We start from the raw sequence: 22,449 nt of genomic DNA on the forward strand, positions 1-22,449 counted from the left end.
GTCAATTTTCACCACACGCTGCCCGCTCGGAAGTCGCAACTGGCACATGGAGCGCTGTGGCGAGGGGTGATAGAACTCGGGCATGGACACCGCACTCGCCCGTCTCGACGAGCCTCCCGGTGTGGCTGCCGTCGGCATCGGCGTGCACGGCTGCGCCAGTCGCGCGGACGTGTTCTCGCTGCCGAACCTGTGGCAGCTGCACCTCTACGGCTACGAGGCTGACCTGACGCTGGACGACACCACGCACACGATCCGCCCGGGCCGGGTCAGCCTCGTTCCGCCCGGCACCACGGTGCGCTACCGCTACCGGGGCCGGTCCGAGCACCTCTACGTGCACCTGCGCCTCGGATCGACCGGCGCGCCGCTCGGCATCCCGGTGATCCAGGACACCGGCACCGAACTCGCGCCGCTCACCGCGCAGTTGAACAGTGCGCTGTCGGCCTGGCCGCACTCGCCGGCGCGGGCGACGGCCGAGGTCTGGGCCGCGCTGTGGCGGGTGGCCCAGCTGGCGCGGCCGAGCACGGTCGGTACATCCGCGACCCATCCGGCGGTCGAAACCGCTCTGGCGGTGATCGAGGCACGCCTGGCCGAGCCGCTGAGCGTGGCGGAGATCGCGAAGGCGGCGGGCATCTCGCACAACCACCTGACCAGGCTCTTCCGCGCCGCCACCGGGAGCACTGTCGTCGGCCACCTCCGCACCCGACGGATGGAGCGGGCCCGCCACTTCCTGCAGGCCACCACCCTGTCCATCCCCGCCATCGCGGCGTCGGTCGGAATACCCGACCTCCAGGCCTTCAACAAGGCATGCCGTCGCGACCTCGGCGCCTCCCCGCGCGCCATCCGCGGTGGATCGGAGAATCAAGCCGTGGGCCAGTCGACACGGTTGCCGTAGGGTCGGGCGGTGGTCCGCCCGGTCATGTCCGGCGGGTTCAGCAGCTCCGGCCAGCCGGCTTCTCGGCCGGCCGGCGCTGCTGGGCGTCAGGCGCCGCGGAAGGCGCGGCTCTTTACGCCCTGGACGAAGGCGTTCGAAACCCTCGGGGCTGAAGGCGAGTGCGGGCCCGACGGGGTCCTTGGAGTCCCGACGAGGATGGTGCCCAGGATGTTGGCGGCCACCTCGACGCACGCGCCGCCGTTGCTGCTGTAGCTGGACTTGAACCACTCAGGCGTGGGGGTCACGGGTATTCCTTCCGCACTTTACGAATCAGAGCGATGGATGCGGCCTGTGACAGCGCCTTCGTCACAGGTCGGCGGGCCCCCGGCCGCTCTGACAGGGCGTCCTCCGGGCAGGTGCGTGCCGCTCCGCCGGCAGCGGCACGCACCCGGTCAGCGGGCGTCGGGCATCAGCGGGCGCCGAGCAGGTGCTCCAAGGCCAGCTGGTCGAGCTGCTCGAAGGCCATGCCCCGGGCCGCCGCCGCCTCGACGTCGAACTCCTCGAAGGCGGTGCGGTCGGCCAGCAGGCCGGCCAGGCCGTCCTCGGCGGTGCGGACGGCGAGTTCGGGCAGGCGGGACGCGGCGAGCGCGGCCTGCACCTCGGGGTCGGCGCGGAAGGCGCGGGAACGCTCGGCGAGCAGCAGGTAGTTGCGCATGCAGGCGGCCGCCGACGCCCACACACCGTCGAAGTCCTCGGTGCGCGGGGGCTTGAAGTCGAAGTGCTTCGGGCCCTCGTAACCGGCCGACTCCAGCAGGTCGACCAGCCAGAAGGCCTGGCGCAGGTCGCCGGCGCCGAACCGGAGGTCCTGGTCGTACTTGATGCCGGACTGGCCGTTGAGGTCGATGTGGAACAGCTTGCCGTGCCACAGCGCCTGGGCGATGCCGTGCGGGAAGTTCAGGCCGGCCATCTGCTCGTGGCCGACCTCCGGGTTGAGGCCGACCCGGTCGGGGTGCTCCAGCTCGTTGATGAAGGCAAGCGCATGGCCGACGGTGGGCAGCAGGATGTCGCCGCGCGGCTCGTTGGGCTTGGGCTCGATGGCGAAGCGCAGGTCGTAGCCCTGCTGCTCGACGTACTCGCCGAGCAGGTCGAAGGCCTCCTTGAGCCGGTCGAGCGCGGTGCGCACGTCCTTGGCCGCGCCGGACTCCGCGCCCTCGCGCCCGCCCCAGGCGACGTAGACCGAGGCGCCGAGCTCGGCGGCCAGGTCGATGTTGCGGATGGTCTTGCGCAGGGCGTAGCGGCGCACGTCGCGGTCGTTGGCGGTGAACGCCCCGTCCTTGAAGACGGGGTGGGTGAACAGGTTGGTGGTGGGCCATCGGCACCTTGAGGCCGGCCGCCTCCAGGGCGGCCCGGAACCGCTTGACGGTCTGCTCGCGCTCGGCCCCGGAGGAGCCGAACGGGATCAGGTCGTCGTCGTGGAAGGTGACGCCGTGGGCGCCGAGCGCGGCCAGCCGCTGCACGGTCTCGACCGGGTCGAGGGCCGGACGGGTGGCGTCGCCGAACGGGTCCCGCCCCTGCCAGCCGACGGTCCACAGGCCGAAGGTGAACTTGTGCGCGGGGGTGGGGACGAGCGGGTCGCTGGTCATCGGAGCGGCTCCAGTTCTTTCGCCGTGGGGCTGTTTGTCATGGCGAAAAACAAATTAGTATGCCGAGGCGTCAGAAGAAACCCCCGGAGGAAGACATGGCCACACAGCGGGTCGTCATCGGAGTAGACAGCTCCACCCAGTCCACGAAGGCCCTCGCCGTCGACCTCGACACCGGCGCCGTGCTCGGCCAGGGGCGCGCCGCGCACACGGTCAGCGACGGGGCCGGCCGGGAGAGCGACCCCGAGCAGTGGTGGCGGGCCTTCGGCGAGGCGGTGGCCGGGACCGGCTGGGCGGGCCAGGCGGACGCCGTGTCGGTCGCCGGGCAGCAGCACGGCCTGGTGGCCCTGGACGCGGCCGGCCGGCCGGTCCGCCCGGCGCTGCTGTGGAACGACGTCCGGTCCGCGCCCCAGGCCGCGGTGCTGCGCGACGGGTTCGGGCGGGAGGAGATCGCCCGCCGCACCGGCAGCGTCCCGACCGCCGCCTTCACCGCCGCCAAGTGGGCCTGGCTGCGTGCCAACGAGCCCGCGGCCGCCGACCGGGTCGCCGCCGTCCGGCTGCCGCACGACTTCCTGACGGAGCGTCTGACCGGACAGCCGGCGACGGACCGTGGCGACGCCTCGGGAACCGGATGGTGGGGCCCGGACGGCTACGACCGGGAGGTCCTCGACCGGATCGGCCTCGACCCCGCGCTGCTGCCGCCGGTCCTCCCCCCGGGCGAGCGGGCCGGAGCCGTCGGCCCAGACCTGCCGGTGCGTCAGGGCGCCTTGGTCGCCACCGGCACCGGGGACAACATGGCCGCCGCGCTCGGACTCGGTCTGACGCCCGGTCAGCCGGTGCTCAGCCTCGGCACCTCCGGCACCGTCTACGCCGTCGGCCGCAGACGGCCCACCGACCCGAGCGGGACGGTGGCCGGCTTCGCCGACGCCCTCGGCGACTGGCTGCCGCTCGCCTGCACGCTCAACTGCACGCTGGCCGTCGACCGCTTCGCCGCGCTGCTCGGCCGCGACCGCGAGGACGTCGAGGCCGGCGGCACCGTCGTAGTGCTGCCCTACCTCGATGGCGAGCGCACCCCCGACCTGCCCGGCGCCTCCGGCCTGGTGCACGGCCTGCGCCACGACACCACTCCCGGCCAGCTGCTCCAGGCCGCCTACGACGGCGCGGCCCACGCCCTGCTCACCGCCCTGGACGATGTGCTGCGCGTGGCGGGGGAGAGCCCCGACCAGGACGTACCGCTGCTGCTGATCGGCGGCGGCGCCCGAGGGAGGGCATGGCAGCGGACCGTCCTGCGCCTGAGCGGCCGCGCCGTCCAGGTGCCGGCCGCCGGTGAGTTGGTGGCACTCGGCGCCGCGGCGCAGGCGGCCGCGCTGCTGACCGGCGAGGCGGCCGATGCGGTGGCACGGCGCTGGCGGACGGCCGACGGGCTGGTGCTGGAGCCGGTGGCGCGGGACGGTGTGGCGGTTGGGAGGATCGCGGACACGCTGCGCCGGGCAGGGGCGTTGCAGGGTGCTGTGGTGGGGGAGCAGCGAAGGCGCGAGACCGGCGCTGGAGCCGGTGGCGCCGGCCGGTGCGGCGCTTGAGAGGATCACGGATACCCTGCGTCGGGCGGGAGCGTCGCTGGGCGCCCCGGCGCGGGACGGGTAGGAGGGAAGGCGCTCAGTGGCGGTCGGCGAAGTGTTCAGGAGTTCGGAGGGCGGGCCGGCCTCGCAGCAGGACATGCGCCGGCAGAACCTCGCCGTGGTGCTCGGGACGGTCGCCGGCCAGAGTCCGCTCTCCCGGGCCGACGTCGCCGGGCTCACCGGGCTGACCAGGGCGGCGGTTTCCTCGCTGGTCGACGAGCTGATCGGCCGCGGCGCGCTGACCGAGGCGGAGACCGCGCCCAGCGGCCGGGTCGGCCGGCCCGGCCGGGCGCTGTCCGTGAACGACCGGGGACCGGCGGGCCTCGGACTGGAGGTCGGCGTCACGCACCTGGGTGCGTGCGTGGTGGACCTGCGCGGCGAACCCCGGGTGTGGCGCCGGGTGGAGCGCACCAACGCGGGCCGGCCCGCCGGGCGGGTGCTGGCGGAGGTCGCCGCGCTCGGCGCCGAGGCGGAGGCCGAGGCGGCCGGGCTCGGCCTGCGCGTCGAAGGCCGGGTGCTGGCCGTGCCGGGCGTGGTGCCGAACGCGGGGCAGGGGCTGATCGAGCACGCCCCCAACCTGGGGTGGCACGCCGTCCGCCCCGCCGACCACTGGCCCGAACCGGACACCGTGCCCGTACCGGAGAACGAGGCCAACCTCGGCGCGCTGGCCGAGTACTGGCAAGCCGAACACGGCGCCGAGACCTTCGTGCACGTCTCCGCCGAGGCCGGCATCGGCGCCGCCATGGTCGTCGACGGGCAGCTGTTCCGGGGCGCCCGTGGCTTCGCCGGCGAGCTCGGCCATATCCCCATCCACCCGGACGGCGAGCCCTGCCCGTGCGGTTCGCGCGGGTGCCTGGAGCAGTACGCGGGCGAGGCGGCCGTGCTGCGCGAGGCCGGGCTCGCCGGGTCCGGCGACCCGGTCGCCCTGCTGGCCGAGCGGGCGGGCGCCGGGGACCGGGCGACCCTGCGGGCCCTGGAACGCGCCGGGCGCGCCCTGGGCTTCGCGCTCGCCTCGGCGGTGAACCTGATCGACCCGGACGGCCTGGTGCTGGGCGGCGCCTACGCCGAGCTCGCCGACTGGCTGCTGCCGGCGGTCCGGGCGGAGCTGGCCGCCCGGGTCACGGTCCGGCCGTGGCCGCCCGAAGCCCTGCGCCCCTCGGCGCTGGGGCGGCGCGGCGCGCTGCTCGGCGCCGCCCTGTTGACGGCCCGCCAGATCATCGGGGACCCGACCCGGCTGCCCCTCGCCTGACCGGCTCGCCCGGCTGTGGCCTCGCCGTGCCGACTGCCCTGCCACGGGCTGGTCGAACTCGATCCGGTGGCGTGTCGCTCGACCGGTTCGACGGCTGCGGTCCCGAGCCACCCGGCTGCCTGGTCGGCCGGGCCCGACCCGGTTGCCCGACGACTCACCCGGCCGCAGTGCCGCGGCCGGCCCGGTGGCTCACCCGGCCGCAGCACCGGGGCCGGCCCGGTGGCTCCCCGGCTCGCCGGACCGGCGGCTGGTCTGCTGCCGTCCCGTCGGCGGTGCTGGGCGGGAACCACCGCGGCCCGGCCCCTGCCCGGGCGGAGGGGCATAATGGCCGGTCGGACATCCGAGCGCTGGGAGGCACTGACGTGGCAGTGACGGACGAGGCCATCGAGAAGATCAAGTCGATGATCCTCTCCGGCCACCTCAAGCCCGGCGACCGGCTCCCCAAGGAGCCCGACCTGGCGGCGCAGCTGGGGCTCTCGCGGAACTCGCTGCGGGAGGCGGTGAAGGCGCTGTCCCTGCTCAACGTGCTGGACGTGCGGCAGGGCGACGGCACCTACGTGACCAGTCTGGAGCCGTCGCTGCTGCTGGAGGCGCTCACCTTCATCCTGGACCTGCACCAGGACGAGTCGGTGGTGGAGTTGTTCCAGGTGCGGTCGGTGCTGGAGGCGGCGGCCTCCGGGCTGGCCGCCCAGTGGGCGACCGAGGAGCAACTGGCCGAGATGGCCGAGTTGCTCGACGGCGTCGGACCGGACGCGACGGTCGAGGAACTGGTGGCGAACGACCTGGAGTTCCACCGGCTGATCGCCCGGGCGAGCGGCAACGCCGTGCTCGCCTCGCTGCTGGACTCACTGGCCCACCGGACGGCCCGCGCCCGGATCTGGCGGGGCGTCACGCAGGCGCAGGCCGCGGAGCGGACCATGGCCGAGCACCGTGCGCTGCTCGACGCGCTCGTGGCGCACGACGTGGAGACCGCCAAGGTCCGCGCGGCGGTGCACGTCGGCGGCGTGGTGGACTGGCTGCGCAAGGCGCTGTGACCGGCGCCGCCGGACGCTGTGAGCCGCCGCGGGACGCGTGCGGCCGGCGGCGGGTGCCGTCGGCGGGGAGCAACGAGCGCGGGATGCGCGGACTCACGAGGGTCTCCCCCGCTCAGTAGCCGCCGCGGCCAACGAGGCATGGCGCCGGGCGCGCTGCGCACGCTGCGCCGGCACGGTCGGCGCCTCCCCGAGAACGTCGCCGGATCGGCTTCGACGACCTCGCCGCCGCCTCGTGCGCGGACCCGCCGCTGACGACCGTTCACCAACCGGCGCGTTCGCTCGGACACGAACCGGCGCGCACGCTCGTGGCAGCCGTCGAGGGGCAGGAGCCGAGCCCGCCCATCCTCCCGACCAGGATGACCGTACGCGAGTCCGCACCCGCGGCGACGCGATCGAGCCGGGCGGGACGGTCCGAAAGAAATCGAGCAGGACGGCAACCTTTCCGCGCCGGGCGGCCACTGAGGGGTGAAGGACGCGGGTGAGCCGCTGTCAGCTCGCCGCGCCCGGCCGTATCCACGCACTCCGATCGGGAGCCACACGTGTCACCTGACGACCCGACAACCGCCGCGCGGCCCCTGCAGCAGCCCGAGCCCGGGGGCCGCACGCACCGCCGTGGCCGCACCCGCCGCCGCATCGCGGCCGGGGCGGTGGCGGCTCTGCTGGCCGGGGCCGGCGCGGGCGCCCTGGCGCCCGGGGCGAGCGCCGCGCCGACCGTCGCGGTCACCGTCGACGCCGGCGCCGCGCTGGGCACCGTGCCCAGCGGCGCGGTCGGACTCAACACCGCGGTCTACGACACCTACATGAACGACTCCTCGGCGGCTTCGCTGATGAAGGCGGCCGGGGTGCGGCAGTTGCGCTTCCCCGGCGGCTCGGTCGCCGATGCCTACCACTGGAAGACCCACACCGTCACCGGCGGCAGCTGGGCCGCACCCGGCACCGACTTCGACCACTTCATGGCCACCGCGAAGGCGGTCGGCGCCCAGCCGATCATCACCGCCAACTACGGCTCCGGCACAGCCCAGGAGGCCGCCGACTGGGTCAAGTACGCCAACGTCGACAAGGGCTACGGCGTCAAGTACTGGGAGATCGGCAACGAGATCCCCGGCAACGGGCACTACGGCAGCAAATGGGAGGTGGACACCCACGCCGACACGAGCCCGACGGCGTACGCCACCAACCTGCTCGCCTACGCGAAGGCGATGAAGGCCGTGGACCCGACGGTGAAGATCGGGGCGGTGCTCACCACCCCGGGCTCCTGGCCGGACGGGATCACGGCCCGTGGCGACAACGCCGACTGGAACCGCACGGTGCTCTCCATCGTGGGCAAGTCGATCGACTTCGTGATCATCCACTGGTATCCGACCGGCGCCGGCACGGCCGACATCCTGAACACCCCGGCACAGATCCCCGGCACCACCGCCGCGGTCCGCTCCCTGCTCAACGCCTACGCGGGCCCGCACGCCGCCTCGGTGGAGATCGCGATCACCGAGACCGACAGCGCCATGTCGCCTGCCCAGACCAGCCAGACCGCGGCGCTGTTCGCGCCGGACACGTACATGAGCTGGCTCGAGCAGGGCGCCGTCAACGTCGACTGGTGGGACCTGCACAACGGCCCGGGCAAGCCCACCATCGTCAACGGCGAGACCGACTACCAGGACGGCGGCGTGCTCTCCGTCGGAGGATGCTCCGGCGGGACCTGCGAACCGGCCCGCGAAACCCCCTTCCCCAGCTACTGGGGCATCCGCTCGCTGACCGCGCTGGCCCAGCCCGGCGACACCATGGTCAAGTCCTCCTCTGCGAACCCCTCGGTCGCCGTGCACGCCGTGCGCACCGCCAACGGCGGCCTGAACGTGATGCTGATCAACAAGGACCCGCGGAACGCCGCGCAGGTGTCGCTCTCCTACACCGGGTACACCCCGGCTCCGGGCACCGTCACCACCGTCTCCTACACCAAGGGCGCCACCGCCCTGACCACGGCGGCGCAGGGCACGGCGGCCGGTCAGACGCTCCCGCCGTACTCGATCACCACCCTCCAGCTCAAGCCCGCCTCGACGGCCGGCGCGGCCACCAGCCCGTCGCCCGCCGCGCCGCCGACCGCGACCGCCCCCGCGCCCACCGCCGCCGCGCCGGTTCCCTCGGCCGCCGGCACGGTCGGCAGTCGCGCCCAGGCCGCGGCCGCCGGAGCCGTCGGCCGGCCCGCCCAGGGCAGCGCGGGCGCCACGCCGAACGCCAAGCCGACCGAGACCAGCACGGCCGGCGGCCTGGCCTTCACCGGCATGAGCAGCGCGGTCCTCTACAGCGCTGTCGGCGGCCTGATCGCCATCGGCGCCGGCAGCGTGCTGGTCCTGCGCGGACGCCGCCGCAGGGGTGCCCACGCCAAGTGACGCCGCCTCAGTCCGTCGGCGGCCCGGCGCACCCCACCCGCCAGTGGGGTGCGCCGGGCCGTGGGGCGCATCGGTGCCGCGGGGACTGCCACGTGCACTCCGTCCACTCGGACGGCGAACCGACACCGGCAGAGTCGGTTCTTCGGCCCCGCGCCGCCGGCCTGACTTCATGGCGACGACCGAGCATAACCGGCTTCGAATGTTTCGATACCGTTGCCGATCGCCAGACGGACGGGAGCCCGGGCGAGCGCGCGACGGGGCGTCAGGAGCCGGCCGGCGCCGCGGCGGTGCTGCCGCGCTCCACCAGGGTGGTCGCCAGCTCCACCCGTAGGGTGCTCGGTCGGCTGCCGCGGGCCAGGTCGAGGACCATCCGGGTGGCCACCTCGGCCATCTCGGTGAGCGGTTGGCGGACCGTGGTCAGCGGCGGCCCGACCCAGCGGGCCAGCGGGAGGTCGTCGAAGCCGACGACGCTCAGGTCCTCGGGGATCCGCAGGGCCAGTTCGCGGGCCGCCTGGTAGAGCCCGAGCGCCTGGAGGTCGTTGCCGGTGAAGACCGCGGTGGGGCGGTCCGGGCCGCGCAGCAGCTCCAGGCCGGCGAGGTAGCCGGCCTCGTGGTGGAAGTCGCCCTCGCGCACCAGCGCCGGGTCGAACGGCACACCGGCCGTCTCCAGGGCCGCGCGGTAGCCGTCCACCCGGGCCCGGCTGCACATCATCCGGCCCGGCCCGGCGATCACCGCGATCCGCCGGTGGCCCAGCTCCAGCAGGTGGCGGGTGGCCGCCAGGCCGCCGGTCCAGTTGGTGGCGCCGACCGCCGGCACCTCCTGGCCCGGGTCGCCGGCCGGGTCCATCACCACGAACGGGATGTCCCGGCTGGTGAGTTGCTCCCGCTGGGCCGGGTCCAGGCCGGAGAGCACCAGCACCACGCCGGTGGGCCGGCGGGCCAGTACCCCGTCCACCCAGGACTGGCCGATGCTGAGCCGCCCGGAGGACTCGGACAGCACCACCGACAGCCCCTCCTCGCGGACCACGTTCTCCACGCCGCGGATCACCTCCATCGCCCAGGGGCTCTCCAGCTCGTGGAAGACGAGCTCCAGCAGCGGCGCGGCGTGGCCGGTGCCCCGCCGCCGGCGGTAGCCGTGCGCCCGGAGCAGCTCCTCCACCCGCTCCCGAGTGGCCGGGGCGACGTCGGCCCGGCCGTTCAAGACCTTCGAAACTGTCGGAGCCGAAACCCCGGCCTCTCTGGCGATCTCCGCCAGCGTCGCCGTTCCCGTCACGGCCGCCTCCTCGTTGGCTGCTGCCTGCGAACTCCCGTTTCCTGAACGCTTCACAGCACGGATGGTAGCCCCCTGCTCGACGCCCGGGAGCGGCAAGGTGGGCCTGTGCGAAGTCTTGACGCACTCAGGCACCCGGCTTACGTTTCCCCACAACATTCGGTCATCAATCCGAAACAATCGAAAGAGCAGGCGATGAGGCACGTCTCGACCGCCCTCCACCGTCGGGCTTCCCGCCCTTCCCGCCCTTCCCGCCCTTCCCGCCCTTCCCGCGCCCCCGGGCCTTCCCGCACCTCCCTGGCCGCCACCGCCGTGGTCTGCGCGGCCGCGCTCTCGCTGGTCACCGGCTGCGGCTCCGGCAGCGCCGGCGGGGCGAGCGGCTCGGGCGTCATCCACGTCCTCGTCTACGGGGACGCGGGCAACACCGTCGAGAAGAGAATCGTCGACACGTTCAACAAGACCTCCAAGGTCAGGGCGGTGCTCGACACCATTCCCGGCGCGGACTACCAGACCAAGCTGCAGACCGTCATCAACAACCCGCAGGCTCCGGACGTGTTCTTCAACTGGGGCGGCGGCAGCATCGCGCCGTTCGTCAAGGCCGGGCTGCTGATGCCACTGGACGACATGATCGCCAAGGATCCGGCGCTGAAGGCCGACTTCCTGCCCTCGGTGTTCAACACCGCCGTCGTGGACGGCAAGTCCTACGGTGTCCCGATGCGCGGCACCCAGCCGGTGCTGCTCTTCGACAACAAGAAGGTGCTCGCCGACGCCGGACTGACCCCGCCCACCACCTGGGACCAACTGCTGGACGAGATCCGCACCTTGAAGGCAAAGGGGATCACCCCGATCGCGCTCGGCGGCGGTGACCAGTGGCCCGAACTGATGTGGTTCGAGTACCTCTTCGACCGGGAGGCCGGCCCCGGCCTGTTCCAGAAGGCCGTCGGCGGCGACAAGAGCGCCTGGAACAGCCCGGAGAGCACCAAGGCGCTCGGCCTGCTCAAGCAACTGATCGACGCCGGCGCCTTCGGCACCACCTACGACTCGGTCAAGTTCACCGACGGCGGCTCACCGGCCCTGCTGGCCAAGGGCAAGGCCGCGTTCGAGCTGATGGGCTCCTGGGAGTACGCCACCCAGCAGTCCGCAAACCCCGACTTCGCCAAGGACCAGCTCGGCTACGGCGCCTTCCCGGGTGTGGCCGACGGCCAGGGCGACCCGAACGACCTGGTGGGCAACACCAACAACTTCTACTCGGTGCGCAGCACCACCAAGTACCCGGACGCCGTGGCCCAGTTCCTCAAGCTGATGTACTCGGACGAGTTCGTGAAGGCGCAGCTGGCCATCGGCAACCTGCCGACCACCACCAACACCCCCGACTTCCTGTCCGGTTCGGCGAGTCCGGCGTACTCGCAGTACCAGTACGACCTGGTGAAGCGGGCCCCCTCCTTCCAGCTCTCCTGGGACCAGGCCTACCCGCCGTCCGCGATGACCCCGATCCACCAGGCCGTCCAGCGCTTCTTCGACGGCCAGTTGGACGCCAACGGCTTCATCCAGGCGATGCAGGCCCTCCCCACCCCCTGAGCCACCCGGCCGAGTACGGAGGTCTGGACCGATGACCCGTTCACCCACGCCCGACCGCGCCGGCCCCACCCGTCCAGGCCGGGCCGACCGGACCCGGGCGGACCGCGCCGCCCGGACCCGTTCGGGCCCGGCCGGCCTGACCCGTCCCGGCCTGGTCTGGGCGCTGCCCGCCACCGCCTTCTTCACCGTGTTCGCCCTGGTCCCGCTGGCCCTGGTCGCCGTGCTCTCGTTCACCACCTGGAACGGCATCGGCGCACCGCGCGCCGCCGGACTGGCCAACTGGACCGCCCTGCTGCACGATCCGGTGATGCTGAAGAGCCTCTGGTTGAGCGCGCTGCTCACCGCGCTGGGAGTGCTGCTGCAGACCCCGATCAGCCTGCTGCTCGGGGTCTGGGCCGCCGGCCACCAGCGCAACCGGGCGATCCTGTCCGCGATCTACTTCGTGCCGCTGCTGCTCTCCGCCACCGCCGTCTCGGTGCTCTGGCGGGCGCTGCTCGACCCCAACTTCGGCCTGCCCGCCCAGGCACCCTGGCTGTTCGGCGACGGCAACCTGCTCGGCAGCCGTGACGGCGCCATCGGGGTGCTCGCCTTCGTCGGCGCCTGGCAGTGGACCCCGCTGCACACGCTCATCTACCAGGGCAGCGCCCGCGCGATCCCGCAGGTGCTCCACCAGGCGGCCGCCATCGACGGCGCCGGTCGGCTACGGCAGTTCTGGCACGTCACGCTCCCGCAACTGCGCACCACCATGGTCACCTCGACCGTCCTGATGGTCGTCGGCGGCCTGACCACCTTCGACACCGTGCTGATCCTCACCCAGGGCGGCCCGGGGACGGAGACCACGATCAGCGCCTACTACATGTACCAACAGGGCTTCAAGAGCTTCGACTTCGGCGGGGCCTCGGCGATCGCGCTGGTGCTGGTGGTGGTGGCCACGCTGGTCTCGCTGGCGATGGTGCGGCTGTCCGGCTACGACGCCATGCGCGCCGGCGCGGAGGGCATCTGATGAGCCATCCCCGAATGCCCGGATCCCGCACCGGCCGGCCGGTCCGCCCGAACTACCTGGCCGGGCTGGGCTCGCTGCTCTGGCTCGGCATCGTCGGCCTGCCGCTGGCGGTGCTGCTGACCACCACCCTGCGCACCCAGTCGGACTACGCCACCAACGGCCCGCTGACCCTCCCGAAGCGGCTGACCCTGACGAACTACACCGACGCCCTGTCCCAGGGCTTCGCCCAGGACTTCGTCAACACCTGCGTGGTCACGGTGAGCGTGGTCGCCCTGGTGCTGCTGCTGGTGCCGCCGCTGGCCTACACCATCGTGCGCAGCCGCCGGCGCAGCGTGCGCACCGTGTTCCGGGTCTTCCTGCTCGGCCTCGCGGTGCCGGCCCAGGCGGTGATCGTCCCGATGTTCTACCTGATCAGCAAGGCCGGCCTGTACGACGACCTGACCGGCGTGGTGCTGCCCACCGCCGCCTTCAGCCTGCCGATCTGCACCCTGATCCTCACCGGGGCGATGCGCGACATCACCCCGGAGCTGTACGAGGCGATGGCGGTGGACGGCGCCTCGCCGTGGCGGGTGTTCCGGCAACTGGTGCTGCCGCTGTCCAGGGGCGGACTCGCCACCATCGTGGTGTTCGCCTCGCTCCAGGCGTGGAACGGCTTCCTCTTCCCCCTGGTGCTCACCCAGTCGGACTCGACCAAGGTCGTCACCCTCGGTCTCTACAGCTTCCAGACCGAGCACGGGGTCAACGCGCCCGGCCTGCTCAGTGCCGTGGTGCTGTCGATGCTGCCCGTGCTCGGCGTCTACCTGTTCGCCCGCCGCGCCCTGGTCCAGGGGCTGATGGGGGTCGGCGGAAAGTGAGGGAACCAGTGACGGAAGACGCCCAGCCCTGGCGCGACCCGAAGCTCGACCCGCAGGCGCGGGCCGACGCCCTGATCGCCGTCATGACGACCCGTGAGAAGATCGCCCAACTGGTCGGCGTCTGGGTCGGCGCCGCCGGCGACGGTGGCGAAGTCGCCCCGCACCAGCACGAGCTGGAGGAGCCGGTCGATCTCGAAGCCCTACTGCCGCACGGGCTGGGCCAGTTGACGCGCCCGTTCGGTACGGCGCCGGTCGACCCGGCACTCGGCGCGCTGTCGTTGGCCCGGTCGCAGCGGCGGATCGCCGCGGCCAACCGGTTCGGCATCCCGGCGCTGGCCCACGAGGAGTGCCTGGCCGGGTTCGCGGCCTGGGGCGCCACCGCCTACCCCGTTCCGCTCTCCTGGGGCGCCACCTTCGATCCGGAGCTGGTCGGCCGGATGGCGGCCGCGATCGGGCGGGACCTGCGCTCGGTCGGGATCCACCAGGGCCTCGCCCCGGTGCTCGACGTGGTCCGCGACGCCCGCTGGGGCCGGGTGGAGGAGACCATCGGCGAGGACCCGTACCTGGTCGGCACCATCGCCACCGCCTATGTGCGGGGCTTGGAGTCGGCCGGGATCGTCGCCACCCTCAAGCACTTCGCCGGCTACTCCGCCTCCCGCGCCGGCCGCAACCTGGCACCGGTCGCGATGGGCCCGCGCGAGCGCGCCGACGTGGTGCTGCCCCCGTTCGAGATGGCGGTGCGGGAGGGTCGGCCGCGCTCGGTCATGCACGCCTACACCGACACGGACGGCGTCCCCTCGGCAGCCGACCCGGACTTGCTGACCGGGCTGCTCAGGGAGCGCTGGGGGTTCACCGGAACGGTGGTCGCCGACTACTTCGGCATCGCCTTCCTGAAGCTCCTGCACGGCGTCGCCGCCGACTGGACCGAGGCCGCAGTGACGGCCCTGGCCAGCGGGGTGGACGTGGAGCTGCCGACCGTCAAGACCTTCGGGCAGCCCCTGCTGGACGGCCTGCTCGACGGGCGGATCGACGAGGCCCTGGTCGATCGCGCGCTGCGCCGGGTGCTGGTGCAGAAAGCGCAGCTCGGACTGCTCGACCCGGACTGGTCGCCGCTGCCGGGCGCGCTGGCCGGCCTGGCCGTGCTGGACGGGGAGGAGGGCGAGCAGGCCGACCCGCGCGGGCGGATCGATCTGGACGGCCCCGCCAACCGTGCCCTCGCCGAGCGGATCGCCGAGGCGGCGGTGGTGCTGGTCCGCAACGACGGCACCCTCCCGCTGGGCCGGCCGCGCCGGATCGCGGTCGTCGGACCGAACGCGGACACCGCGCAGGCGCTGCTGGGCTGCTACTCGTTCCCGGTGCACGTCGGCAGCCGGCACCCCGACCTGCCGCCCGGCATCGAGCTGCCGACCCTGCTGCAGCGGGTCCGAGAGGAGTTCCCCGAGGCGGACGTGGTCACCGCACCCGGGACCGGCGTCGACACCACCGACACCTCGGGCCTCGCCGGGGCGGTGGCGGCGGCCCGCTGGGCCGACGTGGCGGTGCTCGCGCTCGGCGACCGCGCCGGGCTGTTCGGCCGCGGCACCAGCGGCGAGGGATGCGACGCCGAGTCCCTCGAACTCCCGGGAGTTCAAGGGCAGTTGCTCGACGCACTGCTGGACACCGGGACGCCCGTGGTACTCGTGCTGCTGGCCGGTCGCCCCTACGCGCTCGGGCGGGCGGTGGGCGAGGCGGCCGCCATCGTCCAGGCCTTCTTCCCGGGGGAGGAGGGCGCCCGTGCGGTCGCCGGTCTGCTCAGCGGCCGAGTCAACCCGTCGGGGCGGCTGCCGATCAGCATTCCGGCCCGGCCCGGTGGACAGCCCGCCGGCTACCTGGCACCCCGGCTCGCCCAGGCCGGCACGGTGTCGAGCAGCGACCCGACGCCGGCCTACGGCTTCGGACACGGGCTGGGCTACACAGAGTTCACCTGGTCCGAACCCGAGGTGACCCGCGACCGGACCGACACCGGCGGCGAGTTCGAGCTGCTGCTGACGGTGGCGAACACCGGGCAGCGGGCCGGCCACGAAGTGGTGCAGCTCTACCTGCACGACCCCGTCGCCTCGGTGGTGCAGCCGGTGCAGCGGCTGATCGGCTACCACCGGGTCGGCCTGGAGCCGGGGGAGCGGGTCCGGTTGCGGATCACCGTGCCGGCGGACCTGGCGTCGTTCACCGGGCGGGCCGGGCGGCGGATCGTGGAGCCCGGTGGCCTGGAGCTGCGGCTGGCGGCCTCCAGCACCGACGTCCGGCACACGGTGCCGCTGCGGCTGAGCGGGCCGGTGCGGGAGGTGGACCACACCAGGCGGCTGCACCCCGCCTTCCTGGCCGTCTGACGTCTCGGCCGGCCGACGTCTCGGCCGGCCGACGTCCTGGTCCACCGACGTCCCGACCGACCCCGGGTGGGCCCGCCCGTTCACGCGCGCACCCGGTTCCGCCCCGCCCTGCCGCCCCGACCGGCGGCGGGCGGTCAGCCCCGCCCGCGCGCCGCCCCGAATGGGCTCGCCGAGTGGGAGCGCGTCGGGCGGGGCCCCGCCCTAGGCTGGAGGTCAGGCGCCGGAACGCTTCCGGCGTGCCCGGCTGCCCGGACGGAGGCGTGGCGCGTGGAGACGGTCGGCAATCAGGATGCGCCCACTGCCGTCGTCGTCGTGGACCCCAGCGGCGTGGTGACCGGCTGGAGCGGGGGCGGCCGGCAGCTGCTCGGCTGGACGGCGCGGGAGACCGTCGGGCAACCCGCCGCCGCCCTGCTCGTCGATCCGCCGGAGGGGTTCCCCGAGGGCTGCGGCACCGGCCCCGACCCCGCGGGCCCCGTCAGCTTCCGCCACCGGGACGGTTCGACGGTGGACGCCGTGGTGACGGTCCATCCGCTGCACGGCCCCGACGGCCGGACGCTGGGCCGCGCGATGACCGTCCAGCAGTGGGGCCGGCGCCCGGTGATCGCCGACCGCGCCTTCGAAGCAGTGCCCGTTCGCCCTCGGGGTGTACGACCCCGAGCTGCGGTTCCTCTGGGTCAACGCCGTCGCCTGCGAGGTGATGGCGCACTCCGAGGAGCAGGTGCTGGGCGAGAAGTACCGCGAGCTGATCCCCGAACTCGATGACATTGCGTACACGAACAAGCTCTCCGAGGTGGCCAGGACCGGGAAAGCCGCGCGCCTGATCACGGTCTTCCGCCCGCTGGGCAGCGCCTACGCCAATGCCTGGGCCACCAGCATGTGGCCCGTCCGGGACGCCGAGGGCAGGGTCCACGCGGTCGCCAACTGGGGCTTCGACATGAGCGCCGAGTACTGGGCCAGGCAGCGCCTGCTCATCCTCAACGACGCCACCAGCGGCATCGGACAGACCCTCGACGTGGTCGGCACCGCCGAATAACTGGCCAGGACCGCGGTGCCGGGCTTCGTCGACCTGGTCACCGTCGACCTCGGCGAGGAGTTCGCGGCTCGACCGACCTGACGGAACGTCAGCCGACCGTCCGGTGAGGCATCGACGGCGAGGCGGCCGTTGACCAGGCGGGCACATCCGTCGCCGGACACCGACAGTGCGGCGACGGCGCGGGGCTTTCCAGCGCACCGGGGGCGGCAGGATCGATGGTCCCGGCCGAGGCCCGCACCCGGACGGCGTCCGGCCCCCAGGGCTCGATGCGAAGGATCTCGGCGGCGGTGTGCCGTTCCAGTCCGCCCGTTCGGATGCTGTAGGACAAGGGACGGTTCCTCCGTTCTGATCGGGCTCCGGGAGACGCGCGTCCGCCGGGCCCTGCTGGGTGGGTGGCCGCCGGCCGTGCCTGCCGGACCGGCGCGATCGCGGCTCCTCGCCGGCGTCGATCGCACCGGTCCGGTCGGCCGGCGCCGGCACTTCGGAACTGACGATCAGTCACTCCTGCTTCTCGCCGGAGGCGAAGCGGGAGACGATCAGGGCGAGGATGATGATGGCGCCGTTGAGGAACTGGTTCCACAGCGGCGGGACCCCGGCCAGCGTCATGACGTTGACGACCAGTTGGAGGGTGAGCACGCCGGTCAGGGCGCCGAACAGGGTGCCGCGGCCGCCGTTGAGGCTGACGCCGCCGATGACGGTGGCGGCGAAGACCTGGAAGATCCAGCCGTTGCCCTGGTCGGCGGAGATGGAGCCGTAGTGGCCGGTGTAGAGGATGCCCGCGAAAGCGGCGAGGGTGCCGCCGAGGATCAGCACGGTCCAGACGATCCGGTCCACCCGGATGCCCGCCGCCCGGGCCGCCTCGGCGTTGCCGCCGATCGCGTACAGCGCCCGGCCGTGCCGCAGCCAGCCGAGCGCGCAGCCGCCGATCAGGAAGAGCAGGGCGCAGATCCAGATCGCGGCGGGGGCGCCCAGCCAGCTGCTGGAGCCCAGGTAGCGGAACGAGGGCGGCACGTTGACGATCGACTGACCCTGGGAGACGGCGACCTGGAGGCCGCGCAGCAGGGTGAGCGCGCCGAGCGTGACGATGAAGCCGTTCAGCCGCAGCTTGAGGATCAGGAAGCCGTTGACGGCGCCGATCAGCGCGCCGATGGCGAGGCAGAGCGGGATGGCGGTCCAGGTCGGGAAGAGGCCGATGCCGTTGAACCGTCCGCCGTGGTCGGGCAGCACCAGCCACATGGCGAGCACGGGGGCGACGCCGATGGTGGACTCCAGCGAGAGGTCCATCCGGCCGGCGATCAGGATCAGCGCCTCGGCCAGCACCAGGAGGCTGAGCTCGGTGGCCTGCTGGCCGACGCCGAGCAGGTTGTCGCTGGTGAGGAAGGCCGGTGAGACCGCGAAGCCGATTATCCCGAGGACCAGCAGGACCGGTACGAGCGACAGGTCGCGGTAGCGCGCCAGGTCGATGCGGCGACCGCCGGTGGCCGGGGCGAGCGTGTCCGGGTGCCGGCCGAGGTCAGTGGATGTCATGACGGTCCTTCGGTTCGATGGGGTCGGCCACGCCTTCCATGGCGGCCACCAGCTGTTCGTCGCGCCAGCCGGCCGGGAACTCGGCGACGATCCGCCCGTGGAACATCGCCAGCACCCGGTCGCAGACGCGCAGGTCGTCGAGTTCGTCCGAGACGATCAGCGCGGTCCGGCCCGCGTCGGCGACCTGGCGAACCGTGCCGAGTAGGGACTCCTTGGACTTGATGTCCACGCCGTTGGTCGGCTTCACCGCGACCAGCACGTGCGGCTCGGTGGCGAGCGCGCGGGCGATGACGACTTTCTGCTGGTTGCCGCCGGACAGTGCGGCGACCGGGGTGGCGGGGCCGGGCGTCTTGATGTCCAGGTCACTGATCATCCGTGCTGCGAAGGCCCGGGTGCGGGAGGGCAGCACGGTGCCGTACGGGCCGAGCTGGTCGGTGACGGTGAGGGTGGCGTTCTCGGCGACGCTGCGCTGCGGGACCAGGCCCTGGAGGTGCCGGTCCTCGGGGACGAATCCGATCCCGGCGGCCAGCGCCGCGGGGACCCTGCCGGTGCGCACCGCGCGGCCCGCGACGGTCACGGTGCCGGTGTGCGGTCGGTGCAGTCCGGCCAGGGTCTCGCCGAGTCGGACGTTGCCGCTGGCGGCCGAGCCGGCCAAGCCGACCACCTCGCCGGCGCGGGCGGTCAGCGAACAGGACCGGTAGGCGCCGGCCAGGCCGAGGTCCGCGACCTCCAGGAGCGCTGCGCCTGCGGCGGTCGCCCGGCCGCCGGCCGACCAGGCCGGCTCGGTGGCGGTGGACCGCTCGCCGGTCATCGCTTCGACCAGGGCGTGGTGGGCGAGTTCGGTGACCGGCGCGGTCAGGATGTGCCGGGCGTCGCGGTAGACGGTGACGGTGGTGCAGAGGTCGTAGACCTCCTGGAGGTGGTGCGAGATGAACAGGAACGCGACCCCCTGCCGCTGGAGCTCCCGGAGCTTGGCGAAGAGCAGCTCGATGCCGCGCGCGTCCAGCTTGGCGGTGGGCTCGTCGAGGATGATGAACCGTGCGCCGAACGACAGCGCGCGGGCGATCTCCACGAACTGGCGCTGTTCCACGGTGAGTTGTTCGGCCCGCAGCCGGGGGTCCACGTCGACGCCGTACTCGGCGAGGAGTCCGGCAGCTCGGGTCCGCAGGCGCCTCCAGCTGACGGGGCGCAGCAGGCCGGTGCGCTGCCCGTTCAGGCCGTGCCGGTTCAGGAACAGGTTCTCCGCGACGGTGAGCGCGGGGATGACGGTGGAGCGCTGGTAGACGCAGGCGACCCGGGACCGCCAGGCATCCGTGTCGCCAGGGGCCGGCGCGGGTTCACCGTTGAAGCGGAGGGTGCCGGCGTCAGCTTGCTGAAGGCCCGTCAGGATCGAGACGAGGGTGGACTTTCCCGCTCCGTTGCGGCCGACCAGGGCGTGCGACTCGCCGGGGGCGACGGTGATGCGGGCGTCGCTGAGGGCGACGGTGGCGCCGAAGCGCTTGGTGATCCCGTCGGCCTCGACGACGGGGCTGGGGTCCGCCATGGCGGGTGTCCTTTCGCGGAGGTTCCCGGTCCCGGCTGGTCCAGCCGCACGGTGCGGCCGGAGGCGGCGCGGGGCCGGTCAGTGGCCGACGTTGTTGCCCCAGAGGCTCTTGTCGTCGACGTTGTCCTTGGTGACCAGCGGGGCGGGCAGCTGGTCCTCCAGGCCGTTGGGGATGGAGATGATGGTGGAGCCGTGGTCGGTGGGGCCGGGTTGGAAGGTCTTGCCCTCGGCGGCGGCCTCGGCGTAGGAGAGCGCGTACTTGGCGTAGAGGTCGGCGGGCTGGGAGACGGTCGCGTCGATCTGGCCCTGGCGGATCGCGTCGAACTCCTGCGGGATGCCGTCGTTGGAGACGATGGTGATGTGGCCGGGCCGGCCGGCGGGCTTGAGCAGGCCCTTCTGCTGGAGCAGGGCGAGGGTGGGCTGCAGGAAGGCACCGCCCGCCTGCATGTAGATGCCGTTGAGGTCGGGGTTGGCGGCCAGGGTGGACTGGAGCTTGGCGGAGGCCACGTCGCCCTTCCAGTCGGTGGCCAGCTCGATCACCTGGATGCCGGGGAACTCGCTCTTCATGCAGGAGGCGAAGGCCTCGGAGCGGTCCCGGCCGTTGATCGAGTCGAGGGCGCCCTGGAGCTCGGCGACCTTGCCCTTGCCGCCGAGCTGCTTGCCCAGGAACTCGCAGGCCTTGGTGCCGTACGCCCGGTTGTCGGCGCGCACCACCATGTAGACCTGCCCCTTGTCGGGGCGGGTGTTGACGCTGATCACCGGGATCTTCTTCGAGGCGAGCGCGTCGAGGGTGGAGGCGATGGCGCCGGTGTCCTGAGGGGCCATCACCACGGCCTTGGCGCCGGTGTTCTCGAAGACCTGCACGTTGGCGACCAGCTTGGTCACGTCGTTCTGCGAATTGCTGACCGGCAGGGTGTCCAGGCCCTGGGACGAGGCGTCGGACTTGATGTACTGCGCGTAGGAGTTCCAGAAGTCGGTGTCGGCGCGGGGCAGGTCGATGCCGATCTTCGGCTTGCCGGCGGCGGCCGAGCTGCCCCGGTCGCAAGCCGTGGCGAAGCCCGCGAGCACGACGACGGTGGCGGCCGTGGCCGCGATTCTGACGGAGCGAGACTTCATGGTGGGTGGTCTCCTTGGCTGGGAAGGCCTGGGGCCCGGGGCGGGGGCCGGGACGGATGGTCGGGACCGCCGGTGGGGAGCGTGGCAGGACGGTCTCCCGGCGGGCCGGCCGCTGCCGGAGCGTGGGTGCCGGCGCTGCCGAGCCCTCCTGGAGTCATCGGATGGATCGTGGTAGGCAGGACCTTATGAGGCGGAAATCCGGCTGACAAGGGGAGACCTCTGAAGATTCGCAAATGTGACATCGCGGCGGCTCGGCCCTAGCGCTGGAGTCAAGACCTGCCGGTGGAGGCGGAATTCTCCTCTTGAGCCCGACGGATTGAATAGACGTCGGATGACTCCTTGCGGCGCCAAGGAGGTGAAACGTATTGTCAGATCACGCCCATAGATCGGATGTATCCGCCTGGGTAGGCGTCGGATGTGCGCAACCCGCATGCCCGGTGCGGCAGTCACCGCGAGACGCGTTCGGCGACGGGGGCGGTGGCCCTCGAAGCGTGAGGAGATTCGGACATGAAGTTGATGCAGCTCGGCGATCCGGGAGCGGAGACGCCGGCGGTCCTCGCCGAGGACGGGTGTAGCTACGCGCTGTCCGGGCTGACCGCGCGGATCGACGGCGCCTTCCTCGCCGGAGGCGGCATCGAGCGGGTCCGCCGGGAGCTCGGGGCCGGCACGCTGCCGCTGCTGCACCCGGACGGCCTGCGGGTCGGCGCGCCGGTCGCCCGTCCGGGCAAGGTGGTCTGCATCGGCCTCAACTACCGTGACCACGCGGAAGAGACGGGCGCCGCGATCCCCGAGCGCCCGGTGGTGTTCCTGAAGGACCCGGCGACCGTGGTCGGCCCCTACGACCGGGTGCCGATCCCGCGCGGCTCCGTGAAGACGGACTGGGAGGTCGAACTCGCCGTGGTCATCGGCCGCCGGGCCCAGTACCTCGCCGAACCCTCCCAGGCCCACGGGGTGATCGCCGGTTACGCGATCAGCAACGACGTCTCCGAGCGCGAGTTCCAGCTGGAGTACTCCGGCCAGTGGGACCTCGGCAAGTCCTGCGAGTCCTTCAACCCGCTCGGCCCCTGGCTGGTCACGCCCGACGAGATCGGCGACCCGCAGGCGCTGGACCTGGGCCTCGCCGTCAACGGCGAGGCCCGGCAGGCCGGCAACACCAAGCACATGATCTTCGCCGTCGACCACCTGGTCTGGTACCTGAGCCAGTACATGGTGCTCAACCCGGGCGACGTGATCAACACCGGCACCCCGGCCGGCGTGGCCCTGGGCCTGCCCGGCAACCCGTACCTGCGCGCGGGCGACACCGTCGAGCTGTCCATCGACGGCCTCGGCACCCAGCGCCAGACGTTCGCCTCCGCCTGAAAG

Annotated in this window: 17 protein-coding genes and 2 pseudogenes; 13 read left to right on the forward strand and 6 right to left on the reverse strand. The window is 73.0% G+C overall.

Going from position 1 to position 22,449, the window contains the following annotated elements:
* The first annotated feature begins 82 nt into the window (after nucleotides 1-82).
* Nucleotides 83-892 carry an AraC family transcriptional regulator gene (locus tag LN042_RS05300; protein ID WP_230048873.1) on the forward strand — a complete coding sequence of 270 codons (810 nt, stop codon included), beginning with the start codon at nucleotides 83-85 and terminating at the stop codon, nucleotides 890-892.
* Nucleotides 893-978: 86 nt separating this feature from the next.
* On the opposite strand, the gene LN042_RS37620 is transcribed toward LN042_RS05300, so the two are convergent.
* Both LN042_RS37620 and xylA read right to left on the reverse strand, forming a co-directional pair.
* Nucleotides 979-1,176, reverse strand: coding sequence for a DUF397 domain-containing protein (locus LN042_RS37620; protein ID WP_230048875.1), 198 nt, complete (start codon nucleotides 1,174-1,176; stop codon nucleotides 979-981).
* Nucleotides 1,177-1,340: 164 nt separating this feature from the next.
* A pseudogene (gene xylA / locus LN042_RS05310) lies at nucleotides 1,341-2,514 on the reverse strand (xylose isomerase).
* Between the two features lie 95 nt (nucleotides 2,515-2,609).
* Between xylA and xylB the strand changes: the two are divergent.
* The 5 genes and pseudogenes from xylB to LN042_RS05335 all read left to right on the forward strand — a co-directional run bounded on the left by xylB (nucleotide 2,610) and on the right by LN042_RS05335 (nucleotide 8,797).
* The gene (gene xylB / locus LN042_RS05315; RefSeq protein ID WP_230048877.1) at nucleotides 2,610-4,091 is read left to right on the forward strand and encodes a xylulokinase; all 1,482 of its coding nucleotides are present in this window, start codon (nucleotides 2,610-2,612) and stop codon (nucleotides 4,089-4,091) included.
* 136 nt (nucleotides 4,092-4,227) lie between these two features.
* Nucleotides 4,228-5,379 carry an ROK family transcriptional regulator gene (locus LN042_RS05320; RefSeq protein ID WP_230049033.1) on the forward strand — a complete coding sequence of 384 codons (1,152 nt, stop codon included), beginning with the start codon at nucleotides 4,228-4,230 and terminating at the stop codon, nucleotides 5,377-5,379.
* 362 nt (nucleotides 5,380-5,741) lie between these two features.
* Complete coding sequence (locus tag LN042_RS05325) at nucleotides 5,742-6,413, forward strand: FadR/GntR family transcriptional regulator (protein ID WP_230048879.1); 672 nt, start codon at nucleotides 5,742-5,744, stop codon at nucleotides 6,411-6,413.
* A gap of 138 nt (nucleotides 6,414-6,551) precedes the next feature.
* Nucleotides 6,552-6,790, forward strand: a pseudogene (locus LN042_RS05330) (substrate-binding domain-containing protein); the annotation flags it as partial.
* 162 nt (nucleotides 6,791-6,952) lie between these two features.
* The gene (locus tag LN042_RS05335; protein ID WP_230048881.1) at nucleotides 6,953-8,797 is read left to right on the forward strand and encodes a cellulose-binding protein; all 1,845 of its coding nucleotides are present in this window, start codon (nucleotides 6,953-6,955) and stop codon (nucleotides 8,795-8,797) included.
* Between the two features lie 262 nt (nucleotides 8,798-9,059).
* Here the strand turns inward: LN042_RS05335 and LN042_RS05340 are convergent, their stop codons facing one another.
* On the reverse strand, nucleotides 9,060-10,070 hold the full coding sequence (locus LN042_RS05340; RefSeq protein ID WP_230049035.1) for a LacI family DNA-binding transcriptional regulator: 1,011 nt from the start codon (nucleotides 10,068-10,070) through the stop codon (nucleotides 9,060-9,062).
* A gap of 192 nt (nucleotides 10,071-10,262) precedes the next feature.
* Between LN042_RS05340 and LN042_RS05345 the strand changes: the two genes are divergently transcribed.
* From LN042_RS05345 to LN042_RS05370, 6 genes are all read left to right on the forward strand, one after another.
* On the forward strand, nucleotides 10,263-11,645 hold the full coding sequence (locus tag LN042_RS05345) for an extracellular solute-binding protein (protein WP_230048883.1): 1,383 nt from the start codon (nucleotides 10,263-10,265) through the stop codon (nucleotides 11,643-11,645).
* 31 nt (nucleotides 11,646-11,676) lie between these two features.
* Entirely contained in the window at nucleotides 11,677-12,648 is a 972-nt protein-coding gene (locus tag LN042_RS05350; RefSeq protein ID WP_230048885.1) for a carbohydrate ABC transporter permease, read from the forward strand.
* Nucleotides 12,648-13,502 carry a carbohydrate ABC transporter permease gene (locus tag LN042_RS05355; RefSeq protein ID WP_230048887.1) on the forward strand — a complete coding sequence of 285 codons (855 nt, stop codon included), beginning with the start codon at nucleotides 12,648-12,650 and terminating at the stop codon, nucleotides 13,500-13,502. The genes LN042_RS05350 and LN042_RS05355 overlap by 1 nt, the downstream gene beginning before the upstream one ends.
* Before the next feature lie 8 nt (nucleotides 13,503-13,510).
* Nucleotides 13,511-15,868: a beta-xylosidase/alpha-l-arabinosidase gene (locus LN042_RS05360; RefSeq protein WP_230048889.1), complete on the forward strand. Its 2,358-nt coding sequence runs from the start codon at nucleotides 13,511-13,513 to the stop codon at nucleotides 15,866-15,868.
* A gap of 330 nt (nucleotides 15,869-16,198) precedes the next feature.
* Nucleotides 16,199-16,630 carry a PAS domain-containing protein gene (locus tag LN042_RS05365; protein WP_230049036.1) on the forward strand — a complete coding sequence of 144 codons (432 nt, stop codon included), beginning with the start codon at nucleotides 16,199-16,201 and terminating at the stop codon, nucleotides 16,628-16,630.
* Nucleotides 16,512-16,901: a PAS domain-containing protein gene (locus LN042_RS05370; protein ID WP_230048891.1), complete on the forward strand. Its 390-nt coding sequence runs from the start codon at nucleotides 16,512-16,514 to the stop codon at nucleotides 16,899-16,901. The genes LN042_RS05365 and LN042_RS05370 overlap by 119 nt, the downstream gene beginning before the upstream one ends.
* A 498-nt stretch (nucleotides 16,902-17,399) precedes the next feature.
* Here LN042_RS05370 and LN042_RS05375 read toward each other — a convergent pair whose 3' ends face one another.
* From LN042_RS05375 to LN042_RS05385, 3 genes are all read right to left on the reverse strand, one after another.
* A complete protein-coding gene (locus tag LN042_RS05375; RefSeq protein WP_230048893.1) occupies nucleotides 17,400-18,428 on the reverse strand; it encodes an ABC transporter permease in 1,029 nt (342 codons plus the stop codon).
* The gene (locus LN042_RS05380; protein WP_230048895.1) at nucleotides 18,415-19,971 is read right to left on the reverse strand and encodes a sugar ABC transporter ATP-binding protein; all 1,557 of its coding nucleotides are present in this window, start codon (nucleotides 19,969-19,971) and stop codon (nucleotides 18,415-18,417) included. Before LN042_RS05380 ends, LN042_RS05375 begins: the two co-directional genes overlap by 14 nt.
* 78 nt (nucleotides 19,972-20,049) lie before the next feature.
* Entirely contained in the window at nucleotides 20,050-21,087 is a 1,038-nt protein-coding gene (locus LN042_RS05385; RefSeq protein ID WP_230048897.1) for a sugar ABC transporter substrate-binding protein, read from the reverse strand.
* Between the two features lie 507 nt (nucleotides 21,088-21,594).
* Here LN042_RS05385 and LN042_RS05390 point away from each other — a divergent pair.
* Nucleotides 21,595-22,446 carry a fumarylacetoacetate hydrolase family protein gene (locus LN042_RS05390; protein WP_230048899.1) on the forward strand — a complete coding sequence of 284 codons (852 nt, stop codon included), beginning with the start codon at nucleotides 21,595-21,597 and terminating at the stop codon, nucleotides 22,444-22,446.
* The last annotated feature ends 3 nt before the right edge of the window (nucleotides 22,447-22,449 follow it).

Origin of the sequence: Kitasatospora humi (assembly GCF_020907985.1) — a bacterium.
In the GTDB taxonomy this organism is placed as follows: domain Bacteria; phylum Actinomycetota; class Actinomycetes; order Streptomycetales; family Streptomycetaceae; genus Kitasatospora; species Kitasatospora humi.